This window comes from Actibacterium sp. D185-2 (genome assembly GCF_054954595.1).
The window spans coordinates 79,544-105,436 of the sequence record NZ_JBPWNX010000011.1 but is presented as its reverse complement, the minus strand read 5'-3'; the positions used below and the strand labels follow the sequence as shown (position 1 = coordinate 105,436).

Here is a 25,893-nt window from a genome sequence, read left to right as displayed (position 1 = left end):
CCGGGAATGGTTTGCCGCCCGCAATCAGTTCGCTATCATGTTCGATGAGCGCTTCAACGCGTGACCGTATCTGAAACCCGCATGGGCCAAACCAGATACACAGAGTTCATGACACTCCCTTGGTATCAATTTCGATGCCACGTCCTGCGATGTGAATCGTCTTTTCTTCGTTCCTCGCCATCCTGCGGACGCTAAAGACTGGTATTGCGCCATTGTCCAAGGCCGTCCGTTGCGCTTCGAAGAGATCGAACCATTTTCAAAGACCAAGTATGTCAAAGAGCGCGGCTTGAAAGATGATCCATTCGCCGCCGTAGGCGGAGACACTGGTGAAGGCCGGCGGGATCAGTTTGAAACCAATAGTGGGGGTAACCTCAATCGTTGGCACACCAAGCACAAAGAGCGCTGGTTGGCAACGGATGTGATCGAGACCTTTTGCGACGACAAGGTGACAGACGCAGGCTCCAAGGCGGGAACAAGCAACATCGTCTGTCCATTTGCTCATGAGCATTCAACCGGCGATGGCGGTTGCTATGTGATGAACCCGGACGAAAATGAATACGGGTATTGGTCTATTTCGTGCCGTCACGACGCCTGTAACAAGCGGGACAAGCTGCACTTCGTCAAAGAAATGGTCGATCAGGGATGGTTCCCTGAAGACGTTCTGACTGACGACGAGTGGAATATTCCGCTGCCGGACGAAGACCTTTCGGGTCAATCCGTTGCGAATTGCGGTGACCCGGTTCCTCTTAGTGCACCGCTTTGGGAAGATGGGCTTGTCACCGATGGATGGTGCAAGCGCAAAAAGGTCCCGGAAGTTCGTCAGCAAATCCGCCGCAGTCTGCGCTCTCGCGTTTCGCACGTGATCGCGGACGGCGGAAAGGGCAAGCTGTTCATCCACCCCAAGCGCGGGCGCTTGCCAGAAATCTGGGACGACACTGCACTTGATAAATTCTATCGCAATGCGCGTGTTCAATATGACCGCAAGGACACCGACAAACCGGGGGTAATCAATCCAGCGAAAGAGTTTTTCGAAGATGACATGCGCGTCACCTATGCTGGCACGCAATTTGAACCCGATCCGGCAAGGGCGGACTCTCACAAGTATAACACCTTCAACGGGTTCCCGATTGAACCGGTTCCCGGCGATTGGTCGCTGTTGCGCGCCCACATTCGGGACAACCTTATCGCCGGGAACGGCGCTACGCCGGACGAGGACGAATACCTGTTCAATTACTTCATGACGTGGCATGCCGACCTCTTCCAGAACCCCGGCGACAAAAAGGGAAGCTCAATCGCTATTCTGGGTGAACAAGGTGTAGGCAAGTCGAAATTCTTCGACTGGTATCGCCTTGGGTTGGGTGATTATGCAACCAAAGTCGCCAGCAAGAAGCACCTTGTGGGGAACTTCAATAGCCACCTCGACTCCAAACTTCTGGTGGTTGCTGAAGAGGCATTTTGGTCTGGCGACAAGGAAGCCGCCAGCGTGCTTAAAGACTTCATCACGAGCGAAACATACACCGTCGAACGTAAGGGCGTGGACGCAGCGGAGCGGCGCAACTTGATCCGCACTGCGTTTGTCACCAACAACGATTGGGCTATCCCTACCGATGACAACGCAGATGCGCGGCGGTTCATGGTTCTTCGTGCTGGCAACGCAAAAAAGCAAAACGGCGCGTACTTTGCGCTGATTGACGCGCAAATGCACAATGGCGGGCTGGAAGCCATGGTTCATGAGTTCATGACGTGGGACCCTGCAAAGGTTGATATGTCGTTTGATGATCTGCGCTCAGCGCCGTGGACGGCAGCACGTGCCGAACAAGCATCACATAGCGCCTCAGCACAAAAGGCAGCGCTCTTGCAGATCATCGAAGACGGTTTCTTTACAGACCGTGACGGCATTAACGTTGATTTGAGCGACACAGAACCAACCCGCGTGCGTCGGGCTGATTTGGCACATGTCGTGCAAGGCAAGGCCCAACACGGCGGAGCGCGGAAAGCTGCCCGCAAGGCCATTGAACAAGTGCTGGGCGTGGATGCATGGCACGACAACAAGCACGAGTTCAAAAGCGGCAAGAAAGACCGCTACGTCGAGTTCCCGCCGCTGGACGAACTGCGGAAAAGCCTGAAAGCAACCTACCAGTAATTCCAAGCTGGGTCGGACCCACGGGTGCCCAGATTCCGTGGGTCCGACTTTCCATAATAATTATAAGGCTTTACGCGCAATGGACCTACGAACCCACGAAACCCGCCGCCGTTTCTCACTTCGCCACGTATGGAGAGCGGGTGTGTGTTTTTCTGAACCCATATTTTTGTGGGTTTGGTGGGTTTGGTGGGTTCAGGCAGAGGAAACGTCAATAAAATAAGGGGATTCTGAGTGTGGGTCGGACCCACGGATGAAAAGCAATTCGTGGGTTTTGGAGATTCGGCGGGTCTGCCCCTCCCGTCGCTCCCTGTCGCTGACGACGCGGATACTGGCCCGCGTTAGCGGGGCTTGCCGAAACACCGCCCATGTTCCACGGTACGCAATACGTAACTCGTTTTTCTGAAAGCAGTTTTGATGACCAAACCCAATTACCTTATCGCCATAGTGGCCCTTGCCCTGCAACCTCTCATTACTTCCGTGTCCAGCGCTCAGACCTTGGACGGCAGCGAACAAGGCCTTCCCTCGAACATCCTTGGCGATATTCGCATCGCACTCTCCGAAATTGGCGCGAGAGACCCAATTTCAGCGCAGTTCCACAGTCTGGCTTTTAACCACGAAGGCGACGGTGCATCTCACGTTTGTGGCTACGTGAACTTGAAGAACGGCTATGGAGCGTATGTTGGCTTCCAAGCGTTCCAGATGAGCTTGGACAATCAATCGTTGGACCTCTTAGAGGCGACCCCGGCAGAGCCGACATGGAACCTTGCTAGGCTCATTTTTGATATGTCAGGTTGTTCGGTAGCGCTTGACCTTCCGCCACGCAATTAAGCTCGGCGGTGCGTTAACACGACCGCACACAGGTAACAGGCACCGGCAAAAGGCAAAGCGCTTGAGTAATGCTACACACAATGTCGCGAACGCCAACCATAGTTGGCTTTCGCGTCCACCGCCGCTCTCAATGCCCGCTCTGACAAGGCTGATAGAATCCACCCATCGCCCGGCGCTGACGCGTCGAGCAATAAAATTTTTCTGCGAACGAGTTTTGCACAACTTTATGACTCATGACGGATTCGCGATTTTTTGAACTGACTCTTGCCCATTCTCGTTCTGACACGACCCGACTTTGGTTTTCTGGAACGGACGTCGCGCGACACGCCGACCCGGTAACCGGCATACGCGGACTGGCGTCTGACAAGAGGTCAGCAATCGCCACACGCTGACGCGTGTCTCACGCCATACAGAAAGGATTTCCACAGATCACCGACGCAAACACGTCCGATTTAAGTATACTCAAACAGGGCAATGAATCTGCCCTAAATCTGTCCTATTAGACTTGCCGAATCATTTTTCGGACATTATATCTTTATGAGACAGTCAAATCGGACAATGGAGGCTCGAATGGGCGAACTTATCGGATACGCAAGGACCAGTAGCCGCTCACAGCCGCTGGACGTTCAAATCGAAGCGCTGACGCGCTCAGGTGTAAAAGAAGAGCACCTTTATGCGGAACAGGTATCCGGCACGTCACGGAACGGCAGAACGGCTCTGGAAGACATGCTGGCCCGTGGCATCCGCAAAGGCGATACAGTCGTATGCGTTCGCTTGGACCGCCTCGCGAGGTCCACAAGGGACCTGCATAACATCGCCCATGTACTTCAAGAAAAAGGCGTTGGCCTGCGCGTACTGGAACAGAATATCGACACGACGACTCCCGAAGGGCGTCTCTTCTTTTCCATGCTTTCCGCCATTTCGACGTTTGAGACAGAGATACGTCAAGCGCGTCAGCGCGAAGGTATTGACGCTGCGCTTGCGAAAGGCGCTGACAGCCCGTTCAAGGGCCGTCCAGCGACTATCGACGGAAAGCGTATCACTGCCCTGCGCGACAAAGGAAAGACGCCTACGGCTATTGCCAAAGAGCTAGGTATCGCTAGATCGTCAGTCTATCGCATCCTCGCTGACGCGAGGTCTGAGGCCTGACACAACCTCACCACCATAGCACCCACCGCGCTACGCGCGCCCGTCTCATCCTACCAAGCAATCAACCCGACAACCCCACCAGCGTGCATTGTCTGCGTTCTGGCAGGGTGTTGGGTTATTGATGTGGGCGGGTGGTGGACTGGTGCTGGCGCGCGTAGCGCGTGGTTGGTTGGTGGTTTGTTGGATTAAGAATTCCGCCTGAGCCGCGCACCGCGTGTCGTGATAGTAGAGCGCGTCAGCGCTCCGCTGAGCGACTGTCCCGTCACACGCGGTCAAGTGTCGTGGAAGTGCTTGAAGGCTCTGAGAACGCTTCGACGGGGCTCCATAGCCACCCGGCGGGTGGCCGCCCCCGCCGCGCCCAGTAGGCGCGCGGCAGTGGTAGGCAAATGTTACAGCGGGTGAACAATGGAACTCGCGCGAACAAATCGCACGGGACCCGCCGCGCGTTCGCCAAAGGGACCCATTCCCTAAATCTGCATTTTGTAGAATCCAAATTTTCCGCGATTGTTACACACCGAGTTTTTGGGCCTGTTGACGGCGACCGCAACCCCTTCGGCCCGCCCCCGGCGCATGGTATGATTGACGGAATATCCTCCCTCACAAAACCGCTGGAACATCATGCCAGACCAACATTTCAAAAGCCCTGCAATCGACCAATCAACGAAAGACAAGCTGAACAAAATGCACGCTGAGCTTCAAGCGCTACGGCAGGCAATCGCAGACGTTGCGCGCGACTGTGACGATAAGGTCTTGATGCAAGTGGCAACACGTTCACTGGACCGGGCTACGGCTGCCCGTATTCGCCGGAACAAGAACAACTGATTTCCGGCAGTCCTATGGATCGTTGCGCGATTAACGCAACTGCCCTGTCAGTCGTCGTCAAGCATGGCGTCGTCAAATGATGTCGCCCTAGCTGGCTTGCGGGGCTGAGGTACCGCCAGTGCATCCCGGATTTCAGACAGGAGTGTTAGGCCGCGATCAAGAGCAAGAAACAGAACGCCGGAAATGGCGCTGGACAGACCCATAGCCGCCCAAATCATTTCTCCGGTGTTGAAACCGGCCCACGCAGCGAGACCGCCCGCCGCAATAGCCACCCATCCAATCATAACCAAAATGAACATTGAAAATCCTCCAAAAAAAATCGCGTAAACCGATTCACTCTAAGACACGGAACCGCCCGCCGCTTTCCCATTTCACAATGTCAGAGTCCTTCGGCACTTCCAGCGTGTAGTAACTAAATTCTGACGCCTGCTTGATCCACTTGTATTGCGCGCGGGTGAATCTCAGCATCATCAGGTTTTCGCGAATTTCGGTGTGAATCTGTTTGATGTTGGCATTCCGTGCGAATGCGGCGGATACGAATTCAACAGTCCGATACCCCGCGCCGATAGTCCGGGCGCTGCCGTCCGCCTCCCACAGTTGCTGGCGCATCGCCGGGCCGTATGCGTCGCGCATCGCAGGTAACATCTGTGATTGTTTGCTTACCAAGAGCCGCCGGAATTGCTGACGCTTCTGCCGGGCCTCTTCGTTCAGGTCCAGCTTGTCGCCTTCCTCATAAAGCAACGCCCACGTGCCAATTAGTAACAAGCCTATATTGATGCTGGACACGTCCTCTGTGTATTTTGATGCTTGAATGCCGGGGATAGATGCGATTTCCCGGTCCAGTTGCTCAATATACTCGGTAAGCTTTGCCTCTTGTTCGGCTTGGCGTTCTGTCGCAGCTTCTGCCGCGCGGGCAGCCGCAGCGGCTTCTGCCTCAGCTTTTTGCGCGGCCTCTGCCGCGTCTGCCTCAGCCTTCCTTGTTGCTTCGGCCTCTGCGATCTTGGCGGCTTCTGCGGCGTAGCGTTCTGGGGCGAGTTCTTTCAATTCTGAAAGCCATTTCACTTGGTCGCGAGTCTCTATCGAAGCCAAATAGGCGGTGGGGTCTGTCTCGCGAAGATCAGCCAAACGCTGCGTGTCCGATATGAGGCCGAAAGATGCTGCCGTGGTCATAAGCCCGACGAAGAACGCGACGGATAAGCCCGACGAAGAACGCGACGGATGCACTGAACGCACGGTTCCCTAGATAAAGTTGCGGCAACGGTTTGAACACTGCCACCAACGGCACCACAAGAAACGCCAGCCCTACCCAAACACCAACTTGCGGCGCGACCGTCGCAAGGATCATGCCCGTTATTATCAGGGCAACTACAATGCCCAACCCTTTCAGAAACGCCTTCACCTTCGAAATTCCTTTGTACTTATGGGTTGTAAAGCGTGAACACTCCGCCCTCGAAAAGATACCACGCTGATTTCCGCGCCTCATTTGTAACGAATGGATACATCACACGCCGATTGGCCGGGTTGCCGCCGCCCTCGCAAGTAATCCGATGAACAAATAGTGCTTCGCTGCTAAGCGTCATTTCCTCGCGAAGCGGCAAGAACAATTCGAACTCGGGGTTGGCAAAAAAGGCGTCATTGTCATACCGGGTATATGTCGAGGATTGCCCGGCATGGTCGCAGTTATAGAACGCGCCTTCCGCATATCCACGATTGAAGGTCTGAGACTGACCGATGACGCTTTGCGGGTTGATGAACCACGCTTCGCCTGTGAAACCGACAACCGACCATCTGGTATCAATGAAATCGGCATGCGCAGGAGCGGAAAGAATAGCGCCGATTGTAGCGGCAAGGATCATAGGAACTGTTTTCATGGCTATTCTCAATAGTCAAAAGAACGGGGCGAGCTTGCCGCATCGGTTTCCATTTCGATGCAGCCTTGAAGGATACTGTAGGACCCACCGCTAACCCGCGCGACTTCATCACAGTAATTGCGCGAATTGCCGGGCAGTTGCGCCCACACGGGTTTCAGGACGTTGTAAGCCTGTTGCTCCATATCCATGCAACCGTTGAATATCATCGCGGACCCGCCGCTAACATCCGCGACCTGCTGGCAGTAGCCTTCGACATTGTAACGGGGAATGGTCTGAGCCTGCGCCGGTATTGCAAGGCAGACAAATAGAAATGACGTGGTGAAAAATGCTCTGTTCAATCTTCTGCCTCACAAACAACATTCGGTATTTTACACCACCGTAGCGTGAATCATTCCGTGCAATCCAGCCCAAATGGACCGGATCACCTCCAAGCCTTCGACAGCACCCCATGGAACCGCATCAGGGAGTCGCAAGTGCGCGGCACCACGTATTTGTAGGCGGGCACACCGTATCGACGCTTGATGATGGCAGCGAAGCGGTTGGCAAGGTCCGGCAGATCATCAAGATTGTCGGGCGTCACGTCGATTTCAACAGTGTAGTTGAAGCTGGATACCTGTTCTTCGCCCCCGTGTTCGGCATACCACTGCGAAACCGCGTCGCTCTGCGGCACGCCTCCGATCAAGCTCAAACGAACCAAGTCCGCTTCCTCGACGAAGGCGAACATCTGGCAGAACCACAGGAACAACTGCCCGCGTGCATCGTAATCGCCACGCCCACGGTCATCCACAATGAACGGGGCGTCGTTTTCGAGCTTCTTGTATCGCTTGTCAGCAAAACCGCCGTAGGCGTCAAAAAGAAGGCCCTTGATTTCGAGTTTTGTGGTCATCAGCTCACCCCAGCTTCGCGCCTTTGAGAAAACCGGGAATTACCCGTGACAGCGTGGAATACGTCTTGCCGTCATACCCCCAAGGCCGCGCGCGCTCTTTGACGTTGGTGTAGGTAGGCTCACCCATCCCCTCTTCGAACTCCCATACCGCGTCGCCGCCTAGCGGCTCATGGTAGATGACGTGCGATGGGGTCTTTCGGCGGTTGCCGTTCTTGAAATACGCGAATAGGCGCAGTTCATCGCGGGGTAATCTGTGCGGCAACTCGCCGGGGTCGCGGTCAATCTCGGCATCGTATTCCTTGGCCGCGATCTTGTCGCCAAACTCGGACACCACGTCTTGAAGCGTACGAATGTGCGGGTATTCATCCACCTTGGACGCGGGCCGGTGTGCGAGCGCCTTGGCTACCAGTGGGCTACCCTCAGCCATGCGTGCAAGCTCAAGCACGTCGCCACCGCCTACCAGCTTGGTCACGTCGCCCACCAGCAACGCCGCCGCGTGCTTGCAGAACATTCCACCCTTCCGACCAGCCGGGCAGCTACAGAAGATGCGGAAATTCGCGCCTTCGCCCTCAGCCGTCACCGTGTATGGCTTCTTGCCGCTGCCTTGCACCTCGAATTTCAACATGTACAACCTCCGCACAACCTTGAATGGTATCTTGGCGGATACGGTTTCGGTTTGCCAGCGCATTTCCGCATAGAAAAGAGCGCAGTGAAGGGGACGGCTCACGCCGTCAGGCGCGCCGAGTCCGTCTTCTACGAGGTCTGGGAAGTCTTCGACGTGGACGGCGAAGAGCGCGAGCACCGGAACGCTGACCGGGCGTTCAAGACCGAAGCTGACGCGCAGACGTGGATTAATAAGCAGTCCGGTTAAGCGGGTCACACAGGAACGGCTCACGCTCACCTGTCGGTGAGAACCGACCGTTAGGTGTGCCCCGTCAGGGGCGTGATTCTTTGCACAATCCTTGCACACGCTTTGCACAAATCTCGGTTTCGTGATTTTTTAGATCGAGCAAGTCTTTGGAAACATTGAATAAAAAATTGTACGGTGGAAGTAATCGAAAATCGAGTCTTCTCGACCGCACCAAAAACTTGCCTTTCGGGCGCGCGCTGGCCGCCCCGATTTCCCCGGTTTATTTGTCATATACAACAGGCGGCTTGTTGCGGCCTGCGTGGGCTTTGAGCATGGGCGCTTAAATTCGCATCATTGACACCAATTTGGGCGTTTTCCGTCCCCTATTCGTTTGCGAGGGGTGGAAACCTGTTCGCGCAATTCTAGGGTCGTCCTCGCAAAGCGGGGGCACAAACGTTTGAAAATAAAAGAAAACGATTGGTCTTATGAGGGCTGCAACGGCATTTGAAGATGTAAGTTGCAACTCGATGAGAGAGTGTTACCGTTTGCGCAACGGACAAAGAATCCGATGAAATCCACGTTCCTCGGGGCGTGACAAATGACAGGGGAGTATTTTTTGACCGCCGCGTCTGACAACGGATTTGTGGTCTTTGACCGCGTGCAAAAGAGTTACGACGGCGAAACGCTTGTCGTGAAGGACCTCAACCTCTCGATCGGAAAGGGCGAGTTTCTGACCATGCTCGGACCGTCGGGGTCGGGCAAGACCACCTGCCTGATGATGCTGGCCGGGTTCGAGACCGCCACCCATGGCGACATCCTGCTGGATGGGAAACCGATCAACAACATCCCACCGCACAAGCGCGGGATCGGGATGGTGTTCCAGAACTACGCCTTGTTCCCCCATATGACCGTGGCCGAAAACCTGGCCTTCCCGCTGGAAGTGCGCAAAATCGGCAAGTCCGAGCGCGAGGCCAAGGTCAAGCGCGCGCTGGACATGGTGCAGATGGGCGATTTCGGCGGCCGGCGGCCTTCGCAATTGTCGGGCGGGCAGCAGCAGCGGATCGCGCTGTCGCGCGCACTGGTGTTCGAGCCCGAGCTGGTGCTGATGGACGAACCGCTTGGCGCGCTCGACAAACAGTTGCGCGAGCACATGCAGTTCGAAATCAAGCATATCGCCGACAGTCTGGGCATCACCGTGGTCTATGTGACCCATGATCAGACCGAAGCGTTGACCATGTCCGACCGTGTTGCGGTGTTCGAGGATGGCCGGATTCAACAGCTGGCCCCGCCCGACGAATTGTACGAGGCCCCGCAAAACAGCTTCGTGGCCCAATTCATCGGCGAGAACAACACGCTGGAAGGTGTGGTCAAGGAAATTAAGAACGGCACTGCGATTGTTCAACTCGACGATGGCGGGCTGGTCGACGCGATGCCGGTCAATGTCAGCCAGGCGGGCGAGCGCACCAAGGTGTCGATCCGTCCCGAGCGGGTGGAATACAACAAGGACCGTCTGCATGCCGATGCGCATACGCTGAAGGCCGAAGTGCTGGAATTCATCTATATGGGCGACATTTTCCGCACCCGTCTGCGGGTGGCGGGCAATGAGAATTTCGTGATCAAGACCCGAAACGCCCCCGATCAGCGCCGTCTGAAACCCGGCGAAGTGATCGAGATCGGCTGGATGCCGGAGGACTGCCGCGCGCTGGACGCCTAAGGCGGCCGCGCGCCTGCTGGCCCTTTGTTCTGCCCGAGGACGGGGGCGCACAAATCAAACGGGCGATAAACAAGGAGAGATATCGCATGAAACTCAAGACAATCCTGCTGTCGGGGGGCGCCGTGATGGGCGCTGCCGCAGCTTTTGCCGCCTCGCATGGCGCGATGGCCGAAAAGATGACGCTGGTTTCCTGGGGCGGTGCCTATCAGACATCGCAGCAGAAGGCCTATGTCGAGCCCTATATCGAAATGCACCCCGAAGTCGAAGCGATCTGGGACGAATCCTCGGCCGAGGCCGTAGCCAAGCTGCGCGCGATGAACGAGGCCGGCAACATCACCTGGGATCTGGTCGATGTGGTGGCGTCCGATGCGATCCGCCTGTGCGACGAAGGTCTGGCGATGGAAATCGATTCCGAAACCATGCTGGCGGCCGCGCCCGACGGCACCTCGGCGGCGGATGATTTCGGCGACCTGCTGGTGTCGGATTGCTTCATCCCGCAGATCGTCTATTCGACCACCTTCGGCTATCGCACCGATCTGGTGGGCGACACGCCCCCGACCGATGTCTGCGCCGTTTTCGACACCGAAGCCTATCCCGGCAAGCGGTCGCTGGAAAAGCGCCCGATCAACAACCTGGAATGGGCCCTGCTGTGCGATGGCGTCGCCAAGGCAGATCTCTATGACGTGCTGGAAACCGACGAAGGCCAGGCGCAGGCCTTTGCCAAGCTCGACACCATCAAGGATGACGTGATCTGGTGGTCCGCCGGTGCCGACACGCCGCAGCTTCTGGCTGATGGCGAGGTCGTGATGGGCTCTACCTATAACGGTCGCCTGTTCGCGCTGATCGAAGAGCAGAAGCAGCCGGTTGCCATGCTGTGGGACGCGCAGGTGTTCGACCTTGACGGTTGGATCATTCCCGCCGGTCTGCCCGAGGATCGCCTGGCCCGGACGCTGGATTTCGTGAAATTCGCGACCGACACCCAGCGCCTGGCCGATCAGGCCAAGTACATCTCCTACGGTCCGGCCCGTGCCTCTTCGGCGCCGCTGGTCGGCAAACATGCCGAACTGGGCATCGAGATGGGCCCGCATATGCCGACCGATCCGGCCAACGCCAAGAACACCTTCCTCTACAACTACGAATGGTGGGCGGATTACCGGGACGATCTGGACGCCAAGTTCCAGGCCTGGCTGGCGCAGTGATCGCCTGATCTGAACGACAGGGCAGGGGGCCGATGCGGCCCTCTGCCAACCCGACAAACGGGAAACGAAGACATGGCGCGGGGAATGGGATGAGCGATACGACGGAAACCGGCCCGGTTCTGGCCGCTGACGGCCAGCCGCTGAAACGCAGCCTGCAACGGGCGCTGCGGGCACAGAAGCTCCGGGCGCTGGCGCTGATCGCGCCGCTGCTGATCTTCGTGCTGGTCACCTTCATCGCGCCGATCGTGGATATGCTGTTCCGCTCGGTCGAGAATCAGATCGTGTCGGAAATTCTGCCGCGCACCGTGGCCGAGCTGCACGACTGGGATCCGAAATCCGGCGAAGCGCCGGGCGAGCCGGTCTTTGCCGCGCTGGCCCAGGATATGAAGATCGCCGTCGAGAACAAGGAACACACCAAGGTCGGCATCCGGCTGAACTATCAGCAGACTGGCGTGTCGTCGTTGTTCCGGAAAAGCGGCCGTCAGATCAAGAAATGGGATCTGGCCGCGGATGCGCCGTTCAAGGAAAAATTCCTGGATGTCGACAAAGATTGGGGCGATGTCGCCTTGTGGCAGACCATTCAGACCTATTCGACAAAATACACGCCGGGCTATTTCCTGAACGCCGTCGATCTGGAACTTGGCCCCGACGGGGTGCAACGGGTGGATGAAAACCTGCGTGTCTATGTGCTGCTCTTCAAACGCACCTTGTTCATGAGCCTGATGATCATGGGCAGCTGTGTGCTGCTGGGGTATCCGGTGGCGTTCCTGCTGGCCAATCTGCCGCTGCGCAGTTCGAACCTGCTGATGATCCTTGTGCTGCTGCCGTTCTGGACCTCGCTTCTGGTGCGGACCTCTTCGTGGAAGGTGCTGCTGCAGCAGCAAGGCGTGATCAACGACATTCTGGTCTGGCTGGGGCTGGTGGCCGATGGCAATCGCCTGGTGATGATCAACAATCAGTTCGGCACGATCGTGGCGATGACCCATATCCTGCTGCCCTTCATGATCCTGCCGCTTTATTCGGTGATGAAGACGGTCCCGCCCACCTATGTCCGGGCCGCGAAATCGCTGGGGGCCACCAACTGGACCGCGTTCTGGCGGGTCTATTTCCCGCAATCGGTGCCGGGGATCGGCGCGGGGTGCATCCTCGTGTTCATCCTGTCCATCGGCTATTACATCACCCCCGAACTGGTCGGCGGCACCGATGGCACGTTCATTTCCAACCGGATCGCCTATCATATCTCGCGCTCGGGCAACTGGGGCCTTGGCGCGGCGCTTGGCACGATCCTTCTGGTCATCGTGCTGGGGCTCTACTGGGTCTACGACCAGATCGTCGGAATCGACAATGTGAGCCTGGGATAAGGAGAGAGACATGGAACTGCCCCCTTATGCCACCACCGGCCAGCGGATCTGGCATTACAGCTTCAAGATCATTTGCGGGCTGATCTTCTTCTTCCTGATCGCGCCGATCGTGGTGATCATCCCGCTCAGCTTCAACGCGCAGGATTTCTTCACCTTCACGCCCGAGATGCTGGCGCTGAAGGCCGAAGGCTATTCGCTGAAGCATTATCAGGATTTCTTCACCAATCCCGACTGGCAACAGGCGTTGCGCAATTCGGTCAGGATTGCACCGATGGCGACGATCCTGTCGGTCAGTCTGGGCACGTTGGCGGCCGTGGGCCTGAGCCAGAGCCATGTGCCGTTCCGCCGCACCATCATGGCGATCCTGATCTCGCCGATGATCGTGCCGCTGATCATCTCGGCGGCGGGGATGTATTTCTTCTATTCACGCATCGGGCTGCAGGGTACCTACCTGGGCGTGGTGCTGGCGCATGCGGCGCTTGGCATCCCCTTTGTCATCATCACCGTGACCGCCACCCTGGTGGGGTTCGACCAGTCGCTGACCCGTGCTGCGGCGAATATGGGCGCCTCGCCGGTGCGGACCTTCTTCAAGGTGCAGATGCCGCTGATCCTGCCCGGTGTGATCTCGGGCGGGCTCTTTGCCTTCATCACCTCGTTCGACGAGGTGGTGGTTGTACTGTTCGTCGGCTCGGCCGGGCAGAAAACGCTGCCGTGGCAGATGTTCACCGGATTGCGCGAGCAGATCAGCCCGACGATCCTGGCGGTGGCCACGATCCTGGTGGTGATCTCGATCGCGCTGCTGACCCTGGTCGAGGTGCTGCGCCGCCGTTCGGAAAAGCTGCGCGGGATGAGCCCGGGCTGAGCGCCGCGTATAAAATCGGGGCGCGTGCCGCGCCATGGCTTTTGCCTCGCCGCCGTTGGGCGGCTCAGGTCTGAGTATTTGAACCGAGAAGAAGCAGCTTCTTCTTGACCAAAATACTCCCGCCGGAGGCCGCGCCCGCAAGGGCGCATATCAAAAGGAATGGCCCGGAACGGGCCGCATTTCAGCCCAGAAGGGCGAGCCAGATCCAGACCGTCAGGATCGAGCCCAGCGTGCCGGCCAGCACCGCCGAGGCCGCCACGCGTTTGGCCGCGTTGTACATGTTGGCGAAGACATAGGTGTTGACCCCCGGCGCCATTGCAGAGGTCAGCACGGCGGACCGGAATTGTCCGCTCGACAGCGACAGCACACTGCCCATCAGCCAGACCACCGCCGGGTGCACGATCAGCGAGACCGCGACAATATAGGTGACAGTCTTCAGGTCGCCTTCGGGGCGGTACCAGTAGAGCACGCCGCCCAGGCCGAACAGGGCTGCGGGCAGGGCGGCGCGGATCATCAGATCGACGGCATCGGTCAGCACGCCGGGCAGGGTCAGGCCGCTGAGGTTGACGATGAAGCCCAGCGAAATGCCGATCACCAGCGCGTTGGAAAACATCGCCTTGAGGATCCGCAGCGCGGTGCGGGCCGTTCCCTGGCCCTGATTGCGCACCACCTCCATCACCGTGATGCCAAGCCCATAGCAGAACGGCGAATGGATTGCGATGATAGCGTAGTTCGGTTGCAGCGCGTCCGGGCCATAGGCGCGTTCGGTGATCGGCAGGCCCAGCAGAAGCGAGTTGGAAAACAGGCCGACAAAGCCGATGACCACGCTGTCCTGCCACGAGCGGCCGAACAGATAGCGCGCGCCGAACAGGCCGGCGGCAAAGCCCGCCGTGGCGCCGGCGTAGAAGCTGATCAGCAGGCGCAGGTCGAAATTCTGCCCCAGGTCGAGTTTCGAGATCGCACCGAACAACATGCAGGGGATCGCGAATTTCTGGGTGAAGGTCATCAACCCGTCCACGCCCGCATTCGAGATCAGCCCGCGCCAGACCGCTGCATAACCGAAACCGAGGACCAGAAAGACCGGCAGGATGACCTCGATCAGCGCGGCCATGGCTACAGGTCGTAGCTTAGCGTCAGCCCGTCATGGGCCGGGGTCACATGATCGGGGGTTTCGGCGGCCACGGTCGCGTAATCCAGATCGATATGCATGTTGGTCAGCACCGCCCGGCGCGGTGCCAGACGTTCGATCCAGTCCAGTGCCTTTGACAGGTGCAGGTGGGTGGGATGCGGCGTGCGGCGCAGCGCGTCCAGGATCAGCGTATCCAGCCCTTCCAGAACCGGCCAGCTGTCCTCGTACATTTCGGCCACGTCGGGCAGATAGGCCAGGTCGCGTATCCGGAACCCCAGCGCGTCGATCGCGCCGTGATTGACCTTGAACGGTGTCAGCCGGATCGTGCCGCCCGCGCCGCTGATCACCACGTCGCCCTTGATCGTGTACATATCCAGGATCGGCGGATAGGGCGAGCCTTCGGGTTGGGCGAAGGCATAGCCGAAGCGGGAATGCAGTGCTTCCTGCGTCGGGCCGTCGGCCCAGACCGGCAGGCGTTTCTTGGTGTTGAACACGATCTGGCGCAGATCGTCGATGCCGTGCATGTGGTCGGCGTGGGAATGGGTATAGACCACCGCGTCCAACTCGCCCACGCCGGCGCCCAGAAGCTGGGTGCGCAGATCGGGCGTGGTGTCGATCAGGACGCGGGTTACGCCATTCTCGTCCTCACGCTCGACCAGAAGCGAGCAGCGCAGGCGTTGGTTTTTCGGCTCTTCCGGATCGCAGGCACCCCACAGATCGCCCAGCCGCGGCACCCCGCCCGACGAACCGCAGCCCAGGATGGTGAAGTGCATCCGGGCCATCAGGCGGCGGCCTCCCACGCGGCGGCCTTTTGGAACAGGCGCTCGAAATTGGTCTGGGTCTGGGCCGCGAAATCGGCATATTCCATGTCGAAGAGATGCGCGCCCACATGGGCGGTGTGGCGGGTATAGGCGGGCTCGTTACGCTTGCCCCGATGCGGCGGCGGCGCCAGATAGGGTGCGTCGGTTTCCACCAGGATGCGCGACAGCGGGGCGGCGGCGAAGATATCGCGCAGCGCATCGGATTTCGGGAAGGCCGCGATGCCCGACATCGACAGGTAAAAGCCCAGATCCAGCGCCGCCTGCGCCAGTTCGGCGCTGGAGGAAAAGCAATGCATGACGCATGAATAGGCACCGGCGCGGTGTTCGTCGGTCAGGATACGGGCCATGTCCCTGTCGGCGGCGCGGGCGTGGATGATCAGCGGCAGGCCGGTCCGGCGCGCGGCCTCGATATGCACCAGCAGGCTTTGCTTTTGTACATCCGCGCTGTCGGCGGAATAGTGGTAATCCAGCCCGGTTTCGCCAAGGCCGACGAATTTGGGATGCTGCGCCAGTGCCACCAGCTGATCGACCGTGGCCATCGGTTCTTCGGCGGCGCTCATCGGGTGGGTGCCGGCGGCATAGAAGACCGGGGCGTAGGCCTCGGCTATGGCGCGGATTTGCGGCTCGGCGCGCAGCTTGGTGCAGATCGTGACCATCCGGGTGACGCCCGCCGCCTGCGCGCGGTCGATGACCTGCGGCAACTCGTCGGCGAAATCGGGGAAGTCGAGGTGGCAGTGGCTGTCGGTGATCTCTGGGGTTCTGGTCATGTATGTGCCTGTCGGGCGGTCAGGGAGGCCGCCGTCTCGTCAATTCTGAGAATGGTATCCAGTATGAGCGAAGCCGGGTCAAGGTTCACCGCGCGGCCATGGCGGGCACGGGCGCCCAGGGTTTCGGCGGTTTCGGCCCAGATGCGCGCGGCATAGGTATCGGGGCATAGCCGGGCCATCAGCGCGGCTTCGCCCGGCGCGGCCTCGGGCGCGGGCGGCCCCATCACGCCGCTGCGGGCCAGCCGCGACAGGAACAGATCGAACAGCCGCAGCAGCAGGTCATAGCGCGATGCGGCGCCCTTGCCGGTGACGCTGTCGGCCAGTTTCAGGGCGCGGGGCCGGTCGAGCCGGGGCAGGGTGGCGAAGAGGCCGACCAGTTCGGCATAAAGCGGCAGGCCGCCCAGATTGGTCAGGCGGATCGCCTCGCCCACCGATCCGCCCGACAGCGCGGCCAGAGCGGTGGCATCGGTCACGTCGGCGCCTGCGGCGCGCAGGGCCTGGGCCATGGCATCGGGGGGCAGTGTGCCCAGCCGCAATTCGCGGCAGCGCGAGCGGATCGTCGGCAGCAGACGCGAGGGCTGATGCGAGATCAGCAGCAGGGTGGTGTTTTCCGGCGGTTCTTCGAGAAGTTTCAGCAGCGCGTTGGCGGCGTTCGGGTTCATCTCGTCGGCGGCGTCGACGATGACCACGCGGCGCCCGCCATCGGTGGCGGACAGCGCGAAGAACCCCTTGAGCCTGCGCACCTCATCGACGGTGATGACGGTCTTGAGGGCCTTTTTCTTGTCGTCCCAGGCGCGGCGCAGCAGGAACAGCCCCGGCTCGGACAGTGCGGCCATGCGGTGGGCGACCGGATGATCGGCGCCGATATCGAGGGTTGCGGGCGGGGGCGGTGCGCCGAACAGGCCGTCCTCTTGCGCCATGGGGGTGGCCAGCAGGAACCGCGCCAGCCGCCAGGCCAGCGTCGCCTTGCCCACGCCGCGCGGTCCGGTGATCAGCCAGCCATGGTGCATCCGCCCGGTATTGAAGGCCTCCAGGAACCCGGCCTGGGCCGTGTCCTGCCCCAGCAGGACGGCGGTTTCGCGCGGATGCGGCGCGCCCTCTACGCGGTCGGGTTCGGGGGTGTCGTCGCTCATGGCAGGCGCCGTTCGGCCTGGGCGGCGACGTCATCCGCCACCGCGTCCATCGCGTGGTTTCCGTCGATCACCACGCAGCGTGCGGAAAACTCGGTGGCCAAATCCAGAAAACCCGTGCGCATCTGCTGCTGCATCGCTTCGCCGAAATCCTCGAACCGTTCCTCGGTGCCCTGCCGGCCCTTGGCGCGCGACAGCCCGGTGGCCGGGTCCATGTCGATGACGAAGGTCAGGTCCGGTTCGCGCCCGATCATCAGTGTGTGCAGCCGGTCGACCATGCCGCGCAGATCGCCGCGGGTGATGCCCTGATAGACCCGGGTGGAATCGGCGAACCGGTCGCAGATCACCACCTTGCCCGCCGCCAGCGCCGGTTCGATCGTCTTTTCCAGATGGTCGCGGCGCGCGGCGGTGAACAGCAATATCTCGGTTTCCGCCGACCAGCGGTCGGGGTCGCCTTCCAGCACCAGACGACGGATTTCCTCGGCCCCCGGGCTGCCGCCGGGCTCGCGCGTCAGCACCACCGCGCGGCCTTGTCCGCGCAGATGCTCGGCCAGACGCCGGGCCTGGGTGGATTTGCCCGACCCGTCGATGCCCTCGAAGGTGATGAAAACCCCGCTGCCCGCCATGCTCAGAGGCCTTGCGCCTCTGCGGTCAGTTTGCGCATCAGGACCTGCGCGGCGGTGCGCAGACGCGGCAGGAAGCCGCCCTTGGCCACCGCCCGGTCCGCCACCAGCGGCACCCGGACCGCATCCATGTCGGGCAGTTGCACGATCAGCTCGCCGATCTTCTGGCCCTCGGCGACCGGGGCTCGGATTGGGGTGTCATAGCTGATTTCGGCCTCGATCTCGCCGGTCAGGATCGCGGGCACCAGCAGCGTGATATCATCGGGCGCGATCAGCCCGACATGGCGGCCGGCGCCCAGCCAGACCTCGGCCTCGGCCAGTTGCGTACCTTTGGCCACCACGGTTTTCTGCACGAACTGACGGAAGGCCCAGTTGATCAGGCGCTCGCCCTCTTCGGCGCGCTCGGTCTCGGAACTCAGCCCCGACACCACCACGATCACCCGGCGCCTGCCCTGCAGCGCGGACCCGACCAGGCCATAGCCCGCTTCCGCGGTATGGCCGGTTTTCATCCCGTCGGCGCCGATGCCCAGCTTCAGCAGCGGGTTGCGATTGAACCGATTTTGCGGCGCGCGGCCGTCGAAATCATATTCGGGCTCGCCGAAATAGCCGTAATATTCGGGGAATTCGGTGATCAGGTGATTGGCCAGGATCGCCAGATCCTTCATGCTCATCCGCTGTCCCGGATGCGGCCAGCCCGAAGCATTGGCGAAACTCGAATTCTCCATTCCCAATGTGCGGGCGCGTTTGGTCATCAGTTGGGCAAATGCCTCTTCGGTGCCGGCCAGCCCTTCGGCCACCACGACACAGGCGTCATTGCCCGATTGCACGATGATGCCCTGGATCAGATCCTCGACCCGGGGCCGGTCGCGATCGTTCAGAAACATGGTCGAGCCGCCCATCGCCATCGCCTTGGCCGAGACGGTGAACTGGGTATCCATCGTCACCCGCCCGTCGCGCAGCGCCTCGAACAGCATGTTCAGCGTCATCAGTTTGGACATCGACGCCGGCGGCAGCGCCACATCCGCGTTCTTGCTCAGCAGCACGGTGCCGGTGGTCTGGTCCAGCACATAGGCGGCGGTGGCGCGGGTTTCGAACGTCGCGCGGGCGGGCCCGGCCAGCGCCAGCGCGGCGGCCAGGGCCAGAAGGGTCAGGTGGATCAGTCGCATGGGTCCGGTCATGTGGGGCACGATGTCCTCAGTTTGTCACATAATAGGCGTCGGAATAGCCCAGCCCCTTCACTTTCTTGAGAAGGGTCGCCCGTTCGGAACTCGACCCGGCGGGGCCGACAACGACGCGCCAGAAGGTCTTGCCGCTGCTTTCCTGTTTCAGAACCGTCGGCACGATACCGCCACCGCGCAGCGCCGTGGCGGTGCGGTTGGCGTTGGCCTCAATGCTGAAAATACCGATCTGGATAAAGGGTTTGTCCAGCGAACTGGCCTGCGGCTTGGCGGCGGGGGCAGGGGGCGTGGCGGCCGGGGTGGTGGCGCCGGTCGGGGCGGCGGCGGTCTTGCCCTCGGCCTTGTCGATCGCGGCGGCAGCCGCGGCGAGCGGCGCAAGGGTTTCGGTTTCTATCTTGTCTTCGGCCTGTGCCCCGACGGTTTCGTCGGACACGGGCGGGACGACCGGGACTTCCTGCTTGCGCAGCGCGGTTACGTTCAGCCGGGTCGGCTGGCCGGCCAGCAGGCCAAGGGCCGAGGCCGCGTCGGATGAAACCTGCAGTTTCGGGCCGGGGTTGTCGCGTTCGCGGTTGAACAGGGCGCCGATCACGAACTTTCCGTTGGTCTCGTTGCGGATGATCACCCGCTCGGGGTCCTCGACATCGGGATAGGCGACCCAGACACCGCCCAGCGACGGCCGCCCGTCCCAAAGCCCGTCTTCGCTGGCCTGAAACACATCGGGCGCTTCGACATCGCGTTCCACCAGCCGCGTGGTGGTGGCATCGCCGCTTGCGGCCGCGGCGCTGTCTTTCGGCGCGAACAGCTTGAATTCAGAGCCTTCCTCGCACGCCGCAAGCGCGAGCGCCGCACATAAGGCAAATGCGCCTCGCCCAATACCGTTTCTTACCATCCCGTTGCCCCCTTCGCCGCGCAGACTGTCCCGCCACGCGTGCCTGCGGCAGTGTTGCCGCATCTTCCCCCGTTGAACGCGCTGCTCTGTCGTCGCGCCCGGCGCCATGATAGCCATGGCGGCCCCGCATGGAAAGGCCGCGCCGGGGCAGTACGGCAGAAATCGGCCTGTATGCGGGGGTTTCAGAATCGCGCGCGCCGGGCTAAGCGGGGAAGCCGTCGGAAGCGGGCAGAGTGGTCGCATGCGGCGGTCTTGAAAACTGATGCGGATGAGTGGCCGAGTGGTTTAAGGCACTGGTCTTGAAAACCAGCGAACCGAAAGGTTCCGTGGGTTCGAATCCCACCTCATCCGCCACCACATAGCGTATTGATTTTAAGTACTTTATACGCCGCGCATCGTGTCCCGGTTCCCGCGCCTGGCCGGGCGTGTTCGCGCCTGGAAACTTTAAGCGACAAGCGAAATAATCGCCTGAAACGGCGCGAGGCTCTGTCCGGCATTCGGAGCGGTACGGTTATCTGCCCTTGCTGGTGGCCCATGACACGCCCGCAGCCGCCTTCGCAGCCCCAGAGGGGCAGGCCAAAAGAGTCTGATTTTTTACTATAGCAGTTTTGTAGTAGGATTTTGACGCTTGGAAGTTTTGCAGCAGAATAAAAGACTTACAAAACAAAAAGTGGCAGCCCGTAGGGGAATCGAACCCCTCTTTCCAGGTTGAAAACCTGGCGTCCTAACCGATAGACGAACGGGCCATACCGTGGCGTGACGCGGTAATTAGGGAAAAGGCGCAGGCTGCGCAAGGGGGTTTTTCGAAAAACCTGTGGAAAGTTCCCGGTGGCCGAATGCGCCCCAGCCGCAGGGCTCCATCCCGGTTTTCGGCCCGGTCGGGGCCGGTCAGGCGCGCGCCGCGTCTTCCAGCCGCAACTGCACCCGCTGGCGCCCGCGCCAGCTGTTGATCTCCAGCCGCCCGGCCAGGTGGAAACGCGCGCCGCCATGGTCCTCCAGCGCGGGGCCCAGGGGGGTGTCGAAGGCGCCGAAGGCGATCGCGTCGATCTTCGGGCCCAACCCGTCGCCGAAGCTGATCTTGAGGTGGCTGCTGCCCACCCGTTTGGCAAAGGTGATCTGCATGTCTGGAAAGGCAAAGCGCGGGGCGGGGGCGCCCGCGCCGAAGGGGCCGGCAGCCTCGATCCGTTCGATCAGATCGACCGTCGCCGCGCCGGACATCAGCAGCCCGTCGAGCCGCAGATCGGCGGGGCCGGCGGCGCCCGCGCCCTGTTTGTCCAGCAACTCGGCCAGCCGGGCCATCGCCGGTTCAAGCTGGTCGCGCGCCACGGTCAGTCCGGCGGCCATGCGGTGTCCGCCGCCTTTCAACAGCAGCCCCTCGGTGGCCAGCCGTTGGATCGACGCGCCCAGATCGACGCCAGAGATCGAGCGGCCCGAGCCCTTGCCCTCGTCGCCATCCAGTCCGATCACCACCGCCGGGCGGTTGGTGGCCTCTTTCAGGCGGCTGGCGACGATGCCGACCACGCCAGGGTGCCAGCCTTCGCCGGCGGCCCAGACCAGCGGCCCGTCCAGCCCGCGCTCTTCGGCCTGCGCCAATGCGGCGTCGCGCACGGCGGCCTCGATCTCGCGCCGCTCTGTATTGAGCTGGTCCAGCCGCTCGGCCATCGCGGCGGCCTCGGCCGGGTTGTCGGTGGCCAGCAGGCGCGCGCCCAGATCTGCCTGTCCGATCCGCCCGCCCGCATTCACCCGCGGCCCCAGCAGAAAGCCCAGATGATAGGGCGTGGGCGCAGTGTCCATCCGCGCCACATCCGCCAGCGCCACAAGGCCGGGACGGTGGCGCCGGGCCATCACCGTCAGCCCTTGCCGCACCAGTGCCCGGTTGACCCCGATCAGCGGTGCCACATCGGCCACGGTGGCCAGCGCCACCAGATCCAGAAATCCGATCAGGTCGGGGCCTTTCTGGCCCGCGCCGCGCATCTGCCGCCCGGCCTCGACCAGCATCAGGAACACGACACCCGCCGCGCACAGATGGCCCAGATCGCCGCTTTCGTCCTGCCGGTTGGGGTTGACCACGGCCAGCGCGGGCGGCAGCACCTCGCCGCCCAGGTGATGATCCAGCACCACCACATCCGCGCCCGTGGCCGCCGCGATCGGATCATGACTCAGGGTGCCGCAATCGACGCAGATGATCAGGTCGTGATCGCGCGCCAGCGCCTGCATCGCGGGCACGTTGGGGCCGTAGCCTTCGTCGATCCGGTCGGGGATATACAGCGTGGCGTCATGGCCCATCTGCCGCAGCCAGGTCAGCAGCAGCGCGGCCGAGGCGCCGCCATCCACGTCATAATCGGCAAAGACCGCGATCCGTTCGCGCCGCTTGACCGCGTGCAGAAAGCGTTCGGCCGCCAGCCCCATGTCGCGCAACGACAAAGGGTCGGGCAGCAGATCGCGCAGGGCGGGGGCCAGAAACGCCTCGGCCTGATCCGGCGTCACGCCGCGCCGCGCCAGCACCCGGCAGACCGGGGCGGGCAGGCGGGTGGCCTGTTCCATCGCTTCGGCCAGCCGGTCGTCGGCACCGGATGAGCCGATCCAGCGCCGGCCGGTCAGCGAGGCAGAGACATTCAGGAAATCATTCATTCCGCGAGTATATCGCCGACCGCGCGGACGGTTGCAAACTCCCCGTGCAGATGAGACAGGGCCGTGCGGTGAATTTCCTCGGGCGACAGGGGCGGACAGGGGCCCCAGCTGGTGTCGGCATTGGTTTCAAACGCGGCGCAGGCGTCATGGGCCAGGGTGACGCCAAAGCCCAGATTGGCGGCCATCCGCGCGGTGGTCGAGACGCAGTGCGGCGTGGTCAGCCCGCAAATCACCAGGTCGCGGATCCCGGCGGATCGAAGCCGCGCCTCCAGATCGGTGCCGATGAAGGCCGCGTTCACGGATTTCTCGATCACCGGCTCGCCGGGCCGCGGGGTAACCTCGGGCTTGAACACGGTACCGCCGGATGCCGCCCCAAGCGGGCTGCCCGGTGTGGTCGAAACATGGCGGATGTGAAAGACCGGCGCGCCGGTGTCGCGCCAGCGGTGCAGCAGCGCCGCCGCGCGCGTTTCGGCATCGGGGTTGTTACGCGCGCCCCAGACGGGCGCGTCAAAGCCCGTCTGGATGTCGATCAGGATCAGCGCGGCGACCACGGTTTACTTGGTCGGGTTGCGATAAATCATGTGCCGCACCGATCCGGTTTTCGAACGCATCAGGATCGTTTCGGTGGTCAGATAGCCGGGCTCGCGCTTGATGCCTTTCACGACCGACCCGTCGGTGACGCCGGTGGCGGCAAAGATCACGTCCTGGGTCACCAGATCGTCGCGCGCATAGATCCGGTCCAGATCGGTAATGCCCGCCTTGGTGGCGCGGCCGCGTTCGTCATCGTTCCGGAACAGCAGCCGGCCCCACATCTGCCCGCCCATGCATTTCAGGGCCGAGGCCGCCAGAACGCCCTCGGGCGCACCGCCGGATCCCATATACATGTCGATGCCGGTGATTTCGGCCTCGGCGCAATGGATCACCCCGGCCACGTCACCATCGGTGATCAGCCGGATCGCGCAGCCGCTTTCGCGCAACTCGGCGATCATCGCCTCGTGGCGCGGGCGTTCCAGCACGCACAGGGTGATGTCCTTGTGGGCACAGCCCTTGGCCTCGGCCAGGGCATGGACCCGCTCGGTCGGGGACATGTCAAGGCTGACCACATCCTTGGGATAGCCCGGCCCGATCGCCAGCTTGTCCATATAGACGTCGGGCGCGTGCAGCAGGGTGCCGCGCGGCGCCATGGCGATCACGGTCAGGGCGTTGGGCATGTCCTTGGCGGTCAGGGTGGTACCTTCGAGCGGATCGAGCGCGATATCCACCGCCGGGCCGTCGCCATTGCCGACCTCTTCGCCGATATACAGCATCGGGGCCTCGTCGCGCTCGCCTTCGCCGATGACGACGACACCCTTGATGTCCAGCTTGTTGAGCTGCTCGCGCATCGCGTTCACTGCGGCCTGATCGGCAGCCTTTTCATCGCCATGGCCGACCCAGTCGGCCGAGGCCATCGCCGCGGCCTCCGACACGCGGGCCAGGCCGAGAGAGAGCATGCGGTCATTGAAGTCGACGGGGTGAGACATGACAAAATCCTGTGTGCATTCAGCTAATGGAGGCGAAACCTACCTTGCATCAAGGGGGTGACACAAGGATGAAGCCGGGGCAAGTCTGGCAGCGCTAACGGCCTGAAACCAGTGCATTTGCGCCGGTTTCAGGGCCATAAAGCGCGGCGATTTGTGGCTCAGACCGCTTCGATGCGCAGGGCCACGGGGGTGCCGACGACGACGCCGGTGGCCGCGAAACCGGCCAGTGCGTGGTCCAGCGCGTCGCGCGTCGTTTTGTGGGTGACGATCAACACCGGGGCGGTGGGTTCGGCATGGTCATACTGACGCATCCGGTCGATCGAGATGCCGGAATTGCCCAGTGCCGTGGCCACCTTGGCCAGCGCGCCGGGTTTGTCCTGCAACGCCATCCGCAGGTAATAGGGTGCGGGCGTGGCGACGCGGGCGCGGCGGGCCTGTTCCAGTCCCTTGGCGGGCTGGCCGAAAGTCGCCAGCCGGATGCCGCGGGCGATGTCCAGCACGTCGGACATCACCGCGCTGGCGGTGGGGCCTTCGCCCGCGCCGGCGCCGCGCAGCACGATCTGGCCGACGCTGTCGCCTTCCAGCACCACCATGTTGGTGCCGCCGTCAAGCTGACCCAGCGGGCTGGATGCGGGCACCAGGCAGGGCGTCATGCGCTGTTCCAGTCCGCGGCCAGTCATCCGGGCCACGCCCAGCAGCTTGATGCGGAATCCCATGTCGGCGGCCTGGCGAATATCCTCGATCGTGACCTGGCCGATGCCGTCCAGTTCGACCCCGTCGAAATCGACCTGGGTGCCGAAGGCGATGGCCGCCAGCAGCGACAGCTTGTGCCCCGCGTCGATGCCACCCACGTCAAGCTGGGGGTCGGCCTCCAGATAGCCCAGCTTGGCGGCCTCGTCGAACACGGTCTCATAGGGCAGGCCCGCGCTTTCCATCCGGGTCAGGATATAGTTGCAGGTGCCGTTCATTACGCCCATCACGCGGGTGATCTGATTGCCGGCCAGCCCTTCGGTCAGGGCCTTGACCACCGGGATGCCACCCGCCACCGCGGCCTCGAACCGGATCACCCGGCCCAGGGCTTCGGCGGTTTCGGCCAGCTCCTGGCCGTGGATCGCCAGCATCGCCTTGTTGGCGGTGACCACGTCCTTGCCGGCGACCAGCGCGGCCTCGGTCGCGGCTTTGGCCGGGCCGTCCGAGCCGCCCATCAGTTCCACGAACACGTCCACGTCGTCGCGCGTGGCCAGGGCGACCGGGTCGTCCTCCCACCCGTACCCGGACAGATCCACGCCGCGATCCTTGCCGCGCGAACGGGCCGAGACGGCCGAGATCGTCACCGGGCGGCCGGTGCGGCGGGCCAGCAGGTCGGCGCGGGTCCGAATGATTTTCACGACGCCGGTGCCGACAGTGCCAAGCCCGGCAATGCCAAGGCGCAGGGGGGTGGACATGGGCGAAAGCTCCCGCAGGTTGGATTTATCGTGGCGGTGTTAGCGCGTTGCGCCGGGGCTTGCAACGCGCGAGCG

25 protein-coding genes and 2 tRNA genes are annotated in these 25,893 nt (G+C 61.7%); 8 read left to right on the top strand and 19 right to left on the bottom strand.

Annotation, left to right across the window (positions count from 1 at the left end):
* Nucleotides 1–229 precede the first annotated feature (229 nt).
* The 3 genes from ACSR1C_RS15710 to ACSR1C_RS15700 all read left to right on the top strand — a co-directional run bounded on the left by ACSR1C_RS15710 (nt 230) and on the right by ACSR1C_RS15700 (nt 4,120).
* Nucleotides 230–2,143: a DUF5906 domain-containing protein gene (locus tag ACSR1C_RS15710; RefSeq protein ID WP_460260326.1), complete on the top strand. Its 1,914-nt coding sequence runs from the start codon at nt 230–232 to the stop codon at nt 2,141–2,143.
* A 414-nt stretch (nt 2,144–2,557) separates the two neighbouring features.
* Nucleotides 2,558–2,971 (top strand): hypothetical protein, encoded by a 414-nt coding sequence (locus ACSR1C_RS15705; protein ID WP_460260325.1) that lies wholly within the window; start codon nt 2,558–2,560, stop codon nt 2,969–2,971.
* A gap of 570 nt (nt 2,972–3,541) precedes the next feature.
* Nucleotides 3,542–4,120, top strand: a complete 579-nt coding sequence (locus ACSR1C_RS15700; protein WP_460260324.1) for a recombinase family protein — start codon at nt 3,542–3,544, stop codon at nt 4,118–4,120.
* A gap of 869 nt (nt 4,121–4,989) precedes the next feature.
* Here ACSR1C_RS15700 and ACSR1C_RS15695 read toward each other — a convergent pair.
* The 7 genes from ACSR1C_RS15695 to ACSR1C_RS15665 form a co-directional block, all read right to left on the bottom strand.
* The gene (locus ACSR1C_RS15695) at nt 4,990–5,241 is read right to left on the bottom strand and encodes a hypothetical protein (protein WP_460260323.1); all 252 of its coding nucleotides are present in this window, start codon (nt 5,239–5,241) and stop codon (nt 4,990–4,992) included.
* Nucleotides 5,242–5,275: 34 nt separating this feature from the next.
* Entirely contained in the window at nt 5,276–6,067 is a 792-nt protein-coding gene (locus ACSR1C_RS15690; RefSeq protein WP_460260322.1) for a hypothetical protein, read from the bottom strand.
* Nucleotides 6,060–6,341, bottom strand: coding sequence for a hypothetical protein (locus tag ACSR1C_RS15685; RefSeq protein ID WP_460260321.1), 282 nt, complete (start codon nt 6,339–6,341; stop codon nt 6,060–6,062). The genes ACSR1C_RS15690 and ACSR1C_RS15685 overlap by 8 nt, the downstream gene beginning before the upstream one ends.
* 19 nt (nt 6,342–6,360) lie before the next feature.
* Nucleotides 6,361–6,813, bottom strand: a complete 453-nt coding sequence (locus ACSR1C_RS15680) for a hypothetical protein (RefSeq protein ID WP_460260320.1) — start codon at nt 6,811–6,813, stop codon at nt 6,361–6,363.
* 8 nt (nt 6,814–6,821) lie between these two features.
* Nucleotides 6,822–7,151: a hypothetical protein gene (locus tag ACSR1C_RS15675; RefSeq protein ID WP_460260319.1), complete on the bottom strand. Its 330-nt coding sequence runs from the start codon at nt 7,149–7,151 to the stop codon at nt 6,822–6,824.
* An 83-nt stretch (nt 7,152–7,234) separates the two neighbouring features.
* On the bottom strand, nt 7,235–7,699 hold the full coding sequence (locus ACSR1C_RS15670) for a hypothetical protein (RefSeq protein ID WP_460260318.1): 465 nt from the start codon (nt 7,697–7,699) through the stop codon (nt 7,235–7,237).
* Between the two features lie 4 nt (nt 7,700–7,703).
* Nucleotides 7,704–8,579, bottom strand: a complete 876-nt coding sequence (locus tag ACSR1C_RS15665; RefSeq protein ID WP_460260317.1) for an SWIM zinc finger family protein — start codon at nt 8,577–8,579, stop codon at nt 7,704–7,706.
* 568 nt (nt 8,580–9,147) lie between these two features.
* Between ACSR1C_RS15665 and ACSR1C_RS15660 the strand changes: the two genes are divergently transcribed.
* The 4 genes from ACSR1C_RS15660 to ACSR1C_RS15645 all read left to right on the top strand — a co-directional run bounded on the left by ACSR1C_RS15660 (nt 9,148) and on the right by ACSR1C_RS15645 (nt 13,685).
* A complete protein-coding gene (locus ACSR1C_RS15660; RefSeq protein WP_460260316.1) occupies nt 9,148–10,263 on the top strand; it encodes an ABC transporter ATP-binding protein in 1,116 nt (371 codons plus the stop codon).
* 86 nt (nt 10,264–10,349) lie between these two features.
* On the top strand, nt 10,350–11,462 hold the full coding sequence (locus ACSR1C_RS15655; RefSeq protein WP_460260315.1) for an extracellular solute-binding protein: 1,113 nt from the start codon (nt 10,350–10,352) through the stop codon (nt 11,460–11,462).
* 89 nt (nt 11,463–11,551) lie between these two features.
* A complete protein-coding gene (locus tag ACSR1C_RS15650) occupies nt 11,552–12,823 on the top strand; it encodes an ABC transporter permease (protein WP_460260314.1) in 1,272 nt (423 codons plus the stop codon).
* A 10-nt stretch (nt 12,824–12,833) separates the two neighbouring features.
* On the top strand, nt 12,834–13,685 hold the full coding sequence (locus ACSR1C_RS15645; RefSeq protein WP_460260313.1) for an ABC transporter permease: 852 nt from the start codon (nt 12,834–12,836) through the stop codon (nt 13,683–13,685).
* A 181-nt stretch (nt 13,686–13,866) separates the two neighbouring features.
* Here ACSR1C_RS15645 and ACSR1C_RS15640 read toward each other — a convergent pair whose 3' ends face one another.
* The 7 genes from ACSR1C_RS15640 to ACSR1C_RS15610 are packed head-to-tail and all read right to left on the bottom strand — an operon-like array spanning nt 13,867 to nt 20,222.
* Nucleotides 13,867–14,796: an AEC family transporter gene (locus ACSR1C_RS15640; RefSeq protein ID WP_460260312.1), complete on the bottom strand. Its 930-nt coding sequence runs from the start codon at nt 14,794–14,796 to the stop codon at nt 13,867–13,869.
* Nucleotides 14,797–14,798: 2 nt separating this feature from the next.
* Nucleotides 14,799–15,596, bottom strand: coding sequence for an MBL fold metallo-hydrolase (locus ACSR1C_RS15635; RefSeq protein WP_460260311.1), 798 nt, complete (start codon nt 15,594–15,596; stop codon nt 14,799–14,801).
* Nucleotides 15,596–16,402 (bottom strand): TatD family hydrolase, encoded by an 807-nt coding sequence (locus ACSR1C_RS15630; RefSeq protein ID WP_460260310.1) that lies wholly within the window; start codon nt 16,400–16,402, stop codon nt 15,596–15,598. Before ACSR1C_RS15630 ends, ACSR1C_RS15635 begins: the two co-directional genes overlap by 1 nt.
* On the bottom strand, nt 16,399–17,535 hold the full coding sequence (locus tag ACSR1C_RS15625) for a DNA polymerase III subunit delta' (RefSeq protein ID WP_460260309.1): 1,137 nt from the start codon (nt 17,533–17,535) through the stop codon (nt 16,399–16,401). Before ACSR1C_RS15625 ends, ACSR1C_RS15630 begins: the two co-directional genes overlap by 4 nt.
* Entirely contained in the window at nt 17,532–18,158 is a 627-nt protein-coding gene (tmk, locus tag ACSR1C_RS15620) for a dTMP kinase (RefSeq protein ID WP_460260308.1), read from the bottom strand. Before tmk ends, ACSR1C_RS15625 begins: the two co-directional genes overlap by 4 nt.
* A 2-nt stretch (nt 18,159–18,160) precedes the next feature.
* Entirely contained in the window at nt 18,161–19,321 is a 1,161-nt protein-coding gene (locus tag ACSR1C_RS15615; RefSeq protein WP_460260328.1) for a D-alanyl-D-alanine carboxypeptidase family protein, read from the bottom strand.
* A 28-nt stretch (nt 19,322–19,349) separates the two neighbouring features.
* Nucleotides 19,350–20,222 carry an SPOR domain-containing protein gene (locus ACSR1C_RS15610; RefSeq protein WP_460260307.1) on the bottom strand — a complete coding sequence of 291 codons (873 nt, stop codon included), beginning with the start codon at nt 20,220–20,222 and terminating at the stop codon, nt 19,350–19,352.
* Nucleotides 20,223–20,488: 266 nt separating this feature from the next.
* Between ACSR1C_RS15610 and ACSR1C_RS15605 the strand changes: the two genes are divergently transcribed.
* Nucleotides 20,489–20,576: transfer RNA gene (locus ACSR1C_RS15605), tRNA-Ser, on the top strand.
* 317 nt (nt 20,577–20,893) lie between these two features.
* On the opposite strand, the gene ACSR1C_RS15600 is transcribed toward ACSR1C_RS15605, so the two are convergent.
* The 5 genes from ACSR1C_RS15600 to ACSR1C_RS15580 form a co-directional block, all read right to left on the bottom strand.
* Nucleotides 20,894–20,968: transfer RNA gene (locus tag ACSR1C_RS15600), tRNA-Glu, on the bottom strand.
* 142 nt (nt 20,969–21,110) lie between these two features.
* Nucleotides 21,111–22,853, bottom strand: a complete 1,743-nt coding sequence (recJ, locus tag ACSR1C_RS15595; protein WP_460260306.1) for a single-stranded-DNA-specific exonuclease RecJ — start codon at nt 22,851–22,853, stop codon at nt 21,111–21,113.
* A complete protein-coding gene (locus ACSR1C_RS15590) occupies nt 22,850–23,404 on the bottom strand; it encodes a cysteine hydrolase family protein (protein ID WP_460260305.1) in 555 nt (184 codons plus the stop codon). Before ACSR1C_RS15590 ends, recJ begins: the two co-directional genes overlap by 4 nt.
* Before the next feature lie 3 nt (nt 23,405–23,407).
* Nucleotides 23,408–24,373 (bottom strand): class II fructose-bisphosphatase, encoded by a 966-nt coding sequence (glpX, locus tag ACSR1C_RS15585; RefSeq protein WP_460260304.1) that lies wholly within the window; start codon nt 24,371–24,373, stop codon nt 23,408–23,410.
* 158 nt (nt 24,374–24,531) lie between these two features.
* Entirely contained in the window at nt 24,532–25,818 is a 1,287-nt protein-coding gene (locus ACSR1C_RS15580) for a homoserine dehydrogenase (RefSeq protein ID WP_460260303.1), read from the bottom strand.
* Nucleotides 25,819–25,893: the final 75 nt, after the last annotated feature.

Coding starts and splice junctions, on each gene's coding strand:
- ACSR1C_RS15705 (WP_460260325.1), top strand. CDS start 2,558: ATGACCAAACCCAATTACCTTATCGCCATAGTGGCCCTTGCCCTGCAA.
- ACSR1C_RS15700 (WP_460260324.1), top strand. CDS start 3,542: ATGGGCGAACTTATCGGATACGCAAGGACCAGTAGCCGCTCACAGCCG.
- ACSR1C_RS15695 (WP_460260323.1), bottom strand. CDS start 5,241: ATGTTCATTTTGGTTATGATTGGATGGGTGGCTATTGCGGCGGGCGGT.
- ACSR1C_RS15680 (WP_460260320.1), bottom strand. CDS start 6,813: ATGAAAACAGTTCCTATGATCCTTGCCGCTACAATCGGCGCTATTCTT.
- ACSR1C_RS15670 (WP_460260318.1), bottom strand. CDS start 7,699: ATGACCACAAAACTCGAAATCAAGGGCCTTCTTTTTGACGCCTACGGC.
- ACSR1C_RS15660 (WP_460260316.1), top strand. CDS start 9,148: ATGACAGGGGAGTATTTTTTGACCGCCGCGTCTGACAACGGATTTGTG.
- ACSR1C_RS15655 (WP_460260315.1), top strand. CDS start 10,350: ATGAAACTCAAGACAATCCTGCTGTCGGGGGGCGCCGTGATGGGCGCT.
- ACSR1C_RS15650 (WP_460260314.1), top strand. CDS start 11,552: ATGAGCGATACGACGGAAACCGGCCCGGTTCTGGCCGCTGACGGCCAG.
- ACSR1C_RS15645 (WP_460260313.1), top strand. CDS start 12,834: ATGGAACTGCCCCCTTATGCCACCACCGGCCAGCGGATCTGGCATTAC.
- ACSR1C_RS15640 (WP_460260312.1), bottom strand. CDS start 14,796: ATGGCCGCGCTGATCGAGGTCATCCTGCCGGTCTTTCTGGTCCTCGGT.
- ACSR1C_RS15635 (WP_460260311.1), bottom strand. CDS start 15,596: ATGGCCCGGATGCACTTCACCATCCTGGGCTGCGGTTCGTCGGGCGGG.
- ACSR1C_RS15630 (WP_460260310.1), bottom strand. CDS start 16,402: ATGACCAGAACCCCAGAGATCACCGACAGCCACTGCCACCTCGACTTC.
- ACSR1C_RS15625 (WP_460260309.1), bottom strand. CDS start 17,535: ATGAGCGACGACACCCCCGAACCCGACCGCGTAGAGGGCGCGCCGCAT.
- tmk (WP_460260308.1), bottom strand. CDS start 18,158: ATGGCGGGCAGCGGGGTTTTCATCACCTTCGAGGGCATCGACGGGTCG.
- ACSR1C_RS15615 (WP_460260328.1), bottom strand. CDS start 19,321: ATGCGACTGATCCACCTGACCCTTCTGGCCCTGGCCGCCGCGCTGGCG.
- ACSR1C_RS15610 (WP_460260307.1), bottom strand. CDS start 20,222: ATGGTAAGAAACGGTATTGGGCGAGGCGCATTTGCCTTATGTGCGGCG.
- recJ (WP_460260306.1), bottom strand. CDS start 22,853: ATGAATGATTTCCTGAATGTCTCTGCCTCGCTGACCGGCCGGCGCTGG.
- glpX (WP_460260304.1), bottom strand. CDS start 24,373: ATGTCTCACCCCGTCGACTTCAATGACCGCATGCTCTCTCTCGGCCTG.
- ACSR1C_RS15580 (WP_460260303.1), bottom strand. CDS start 25,818: ATGTCCACCCCCCTGCGCCTTGGCATTGCCGGGCTTGGCACTGTCGGC.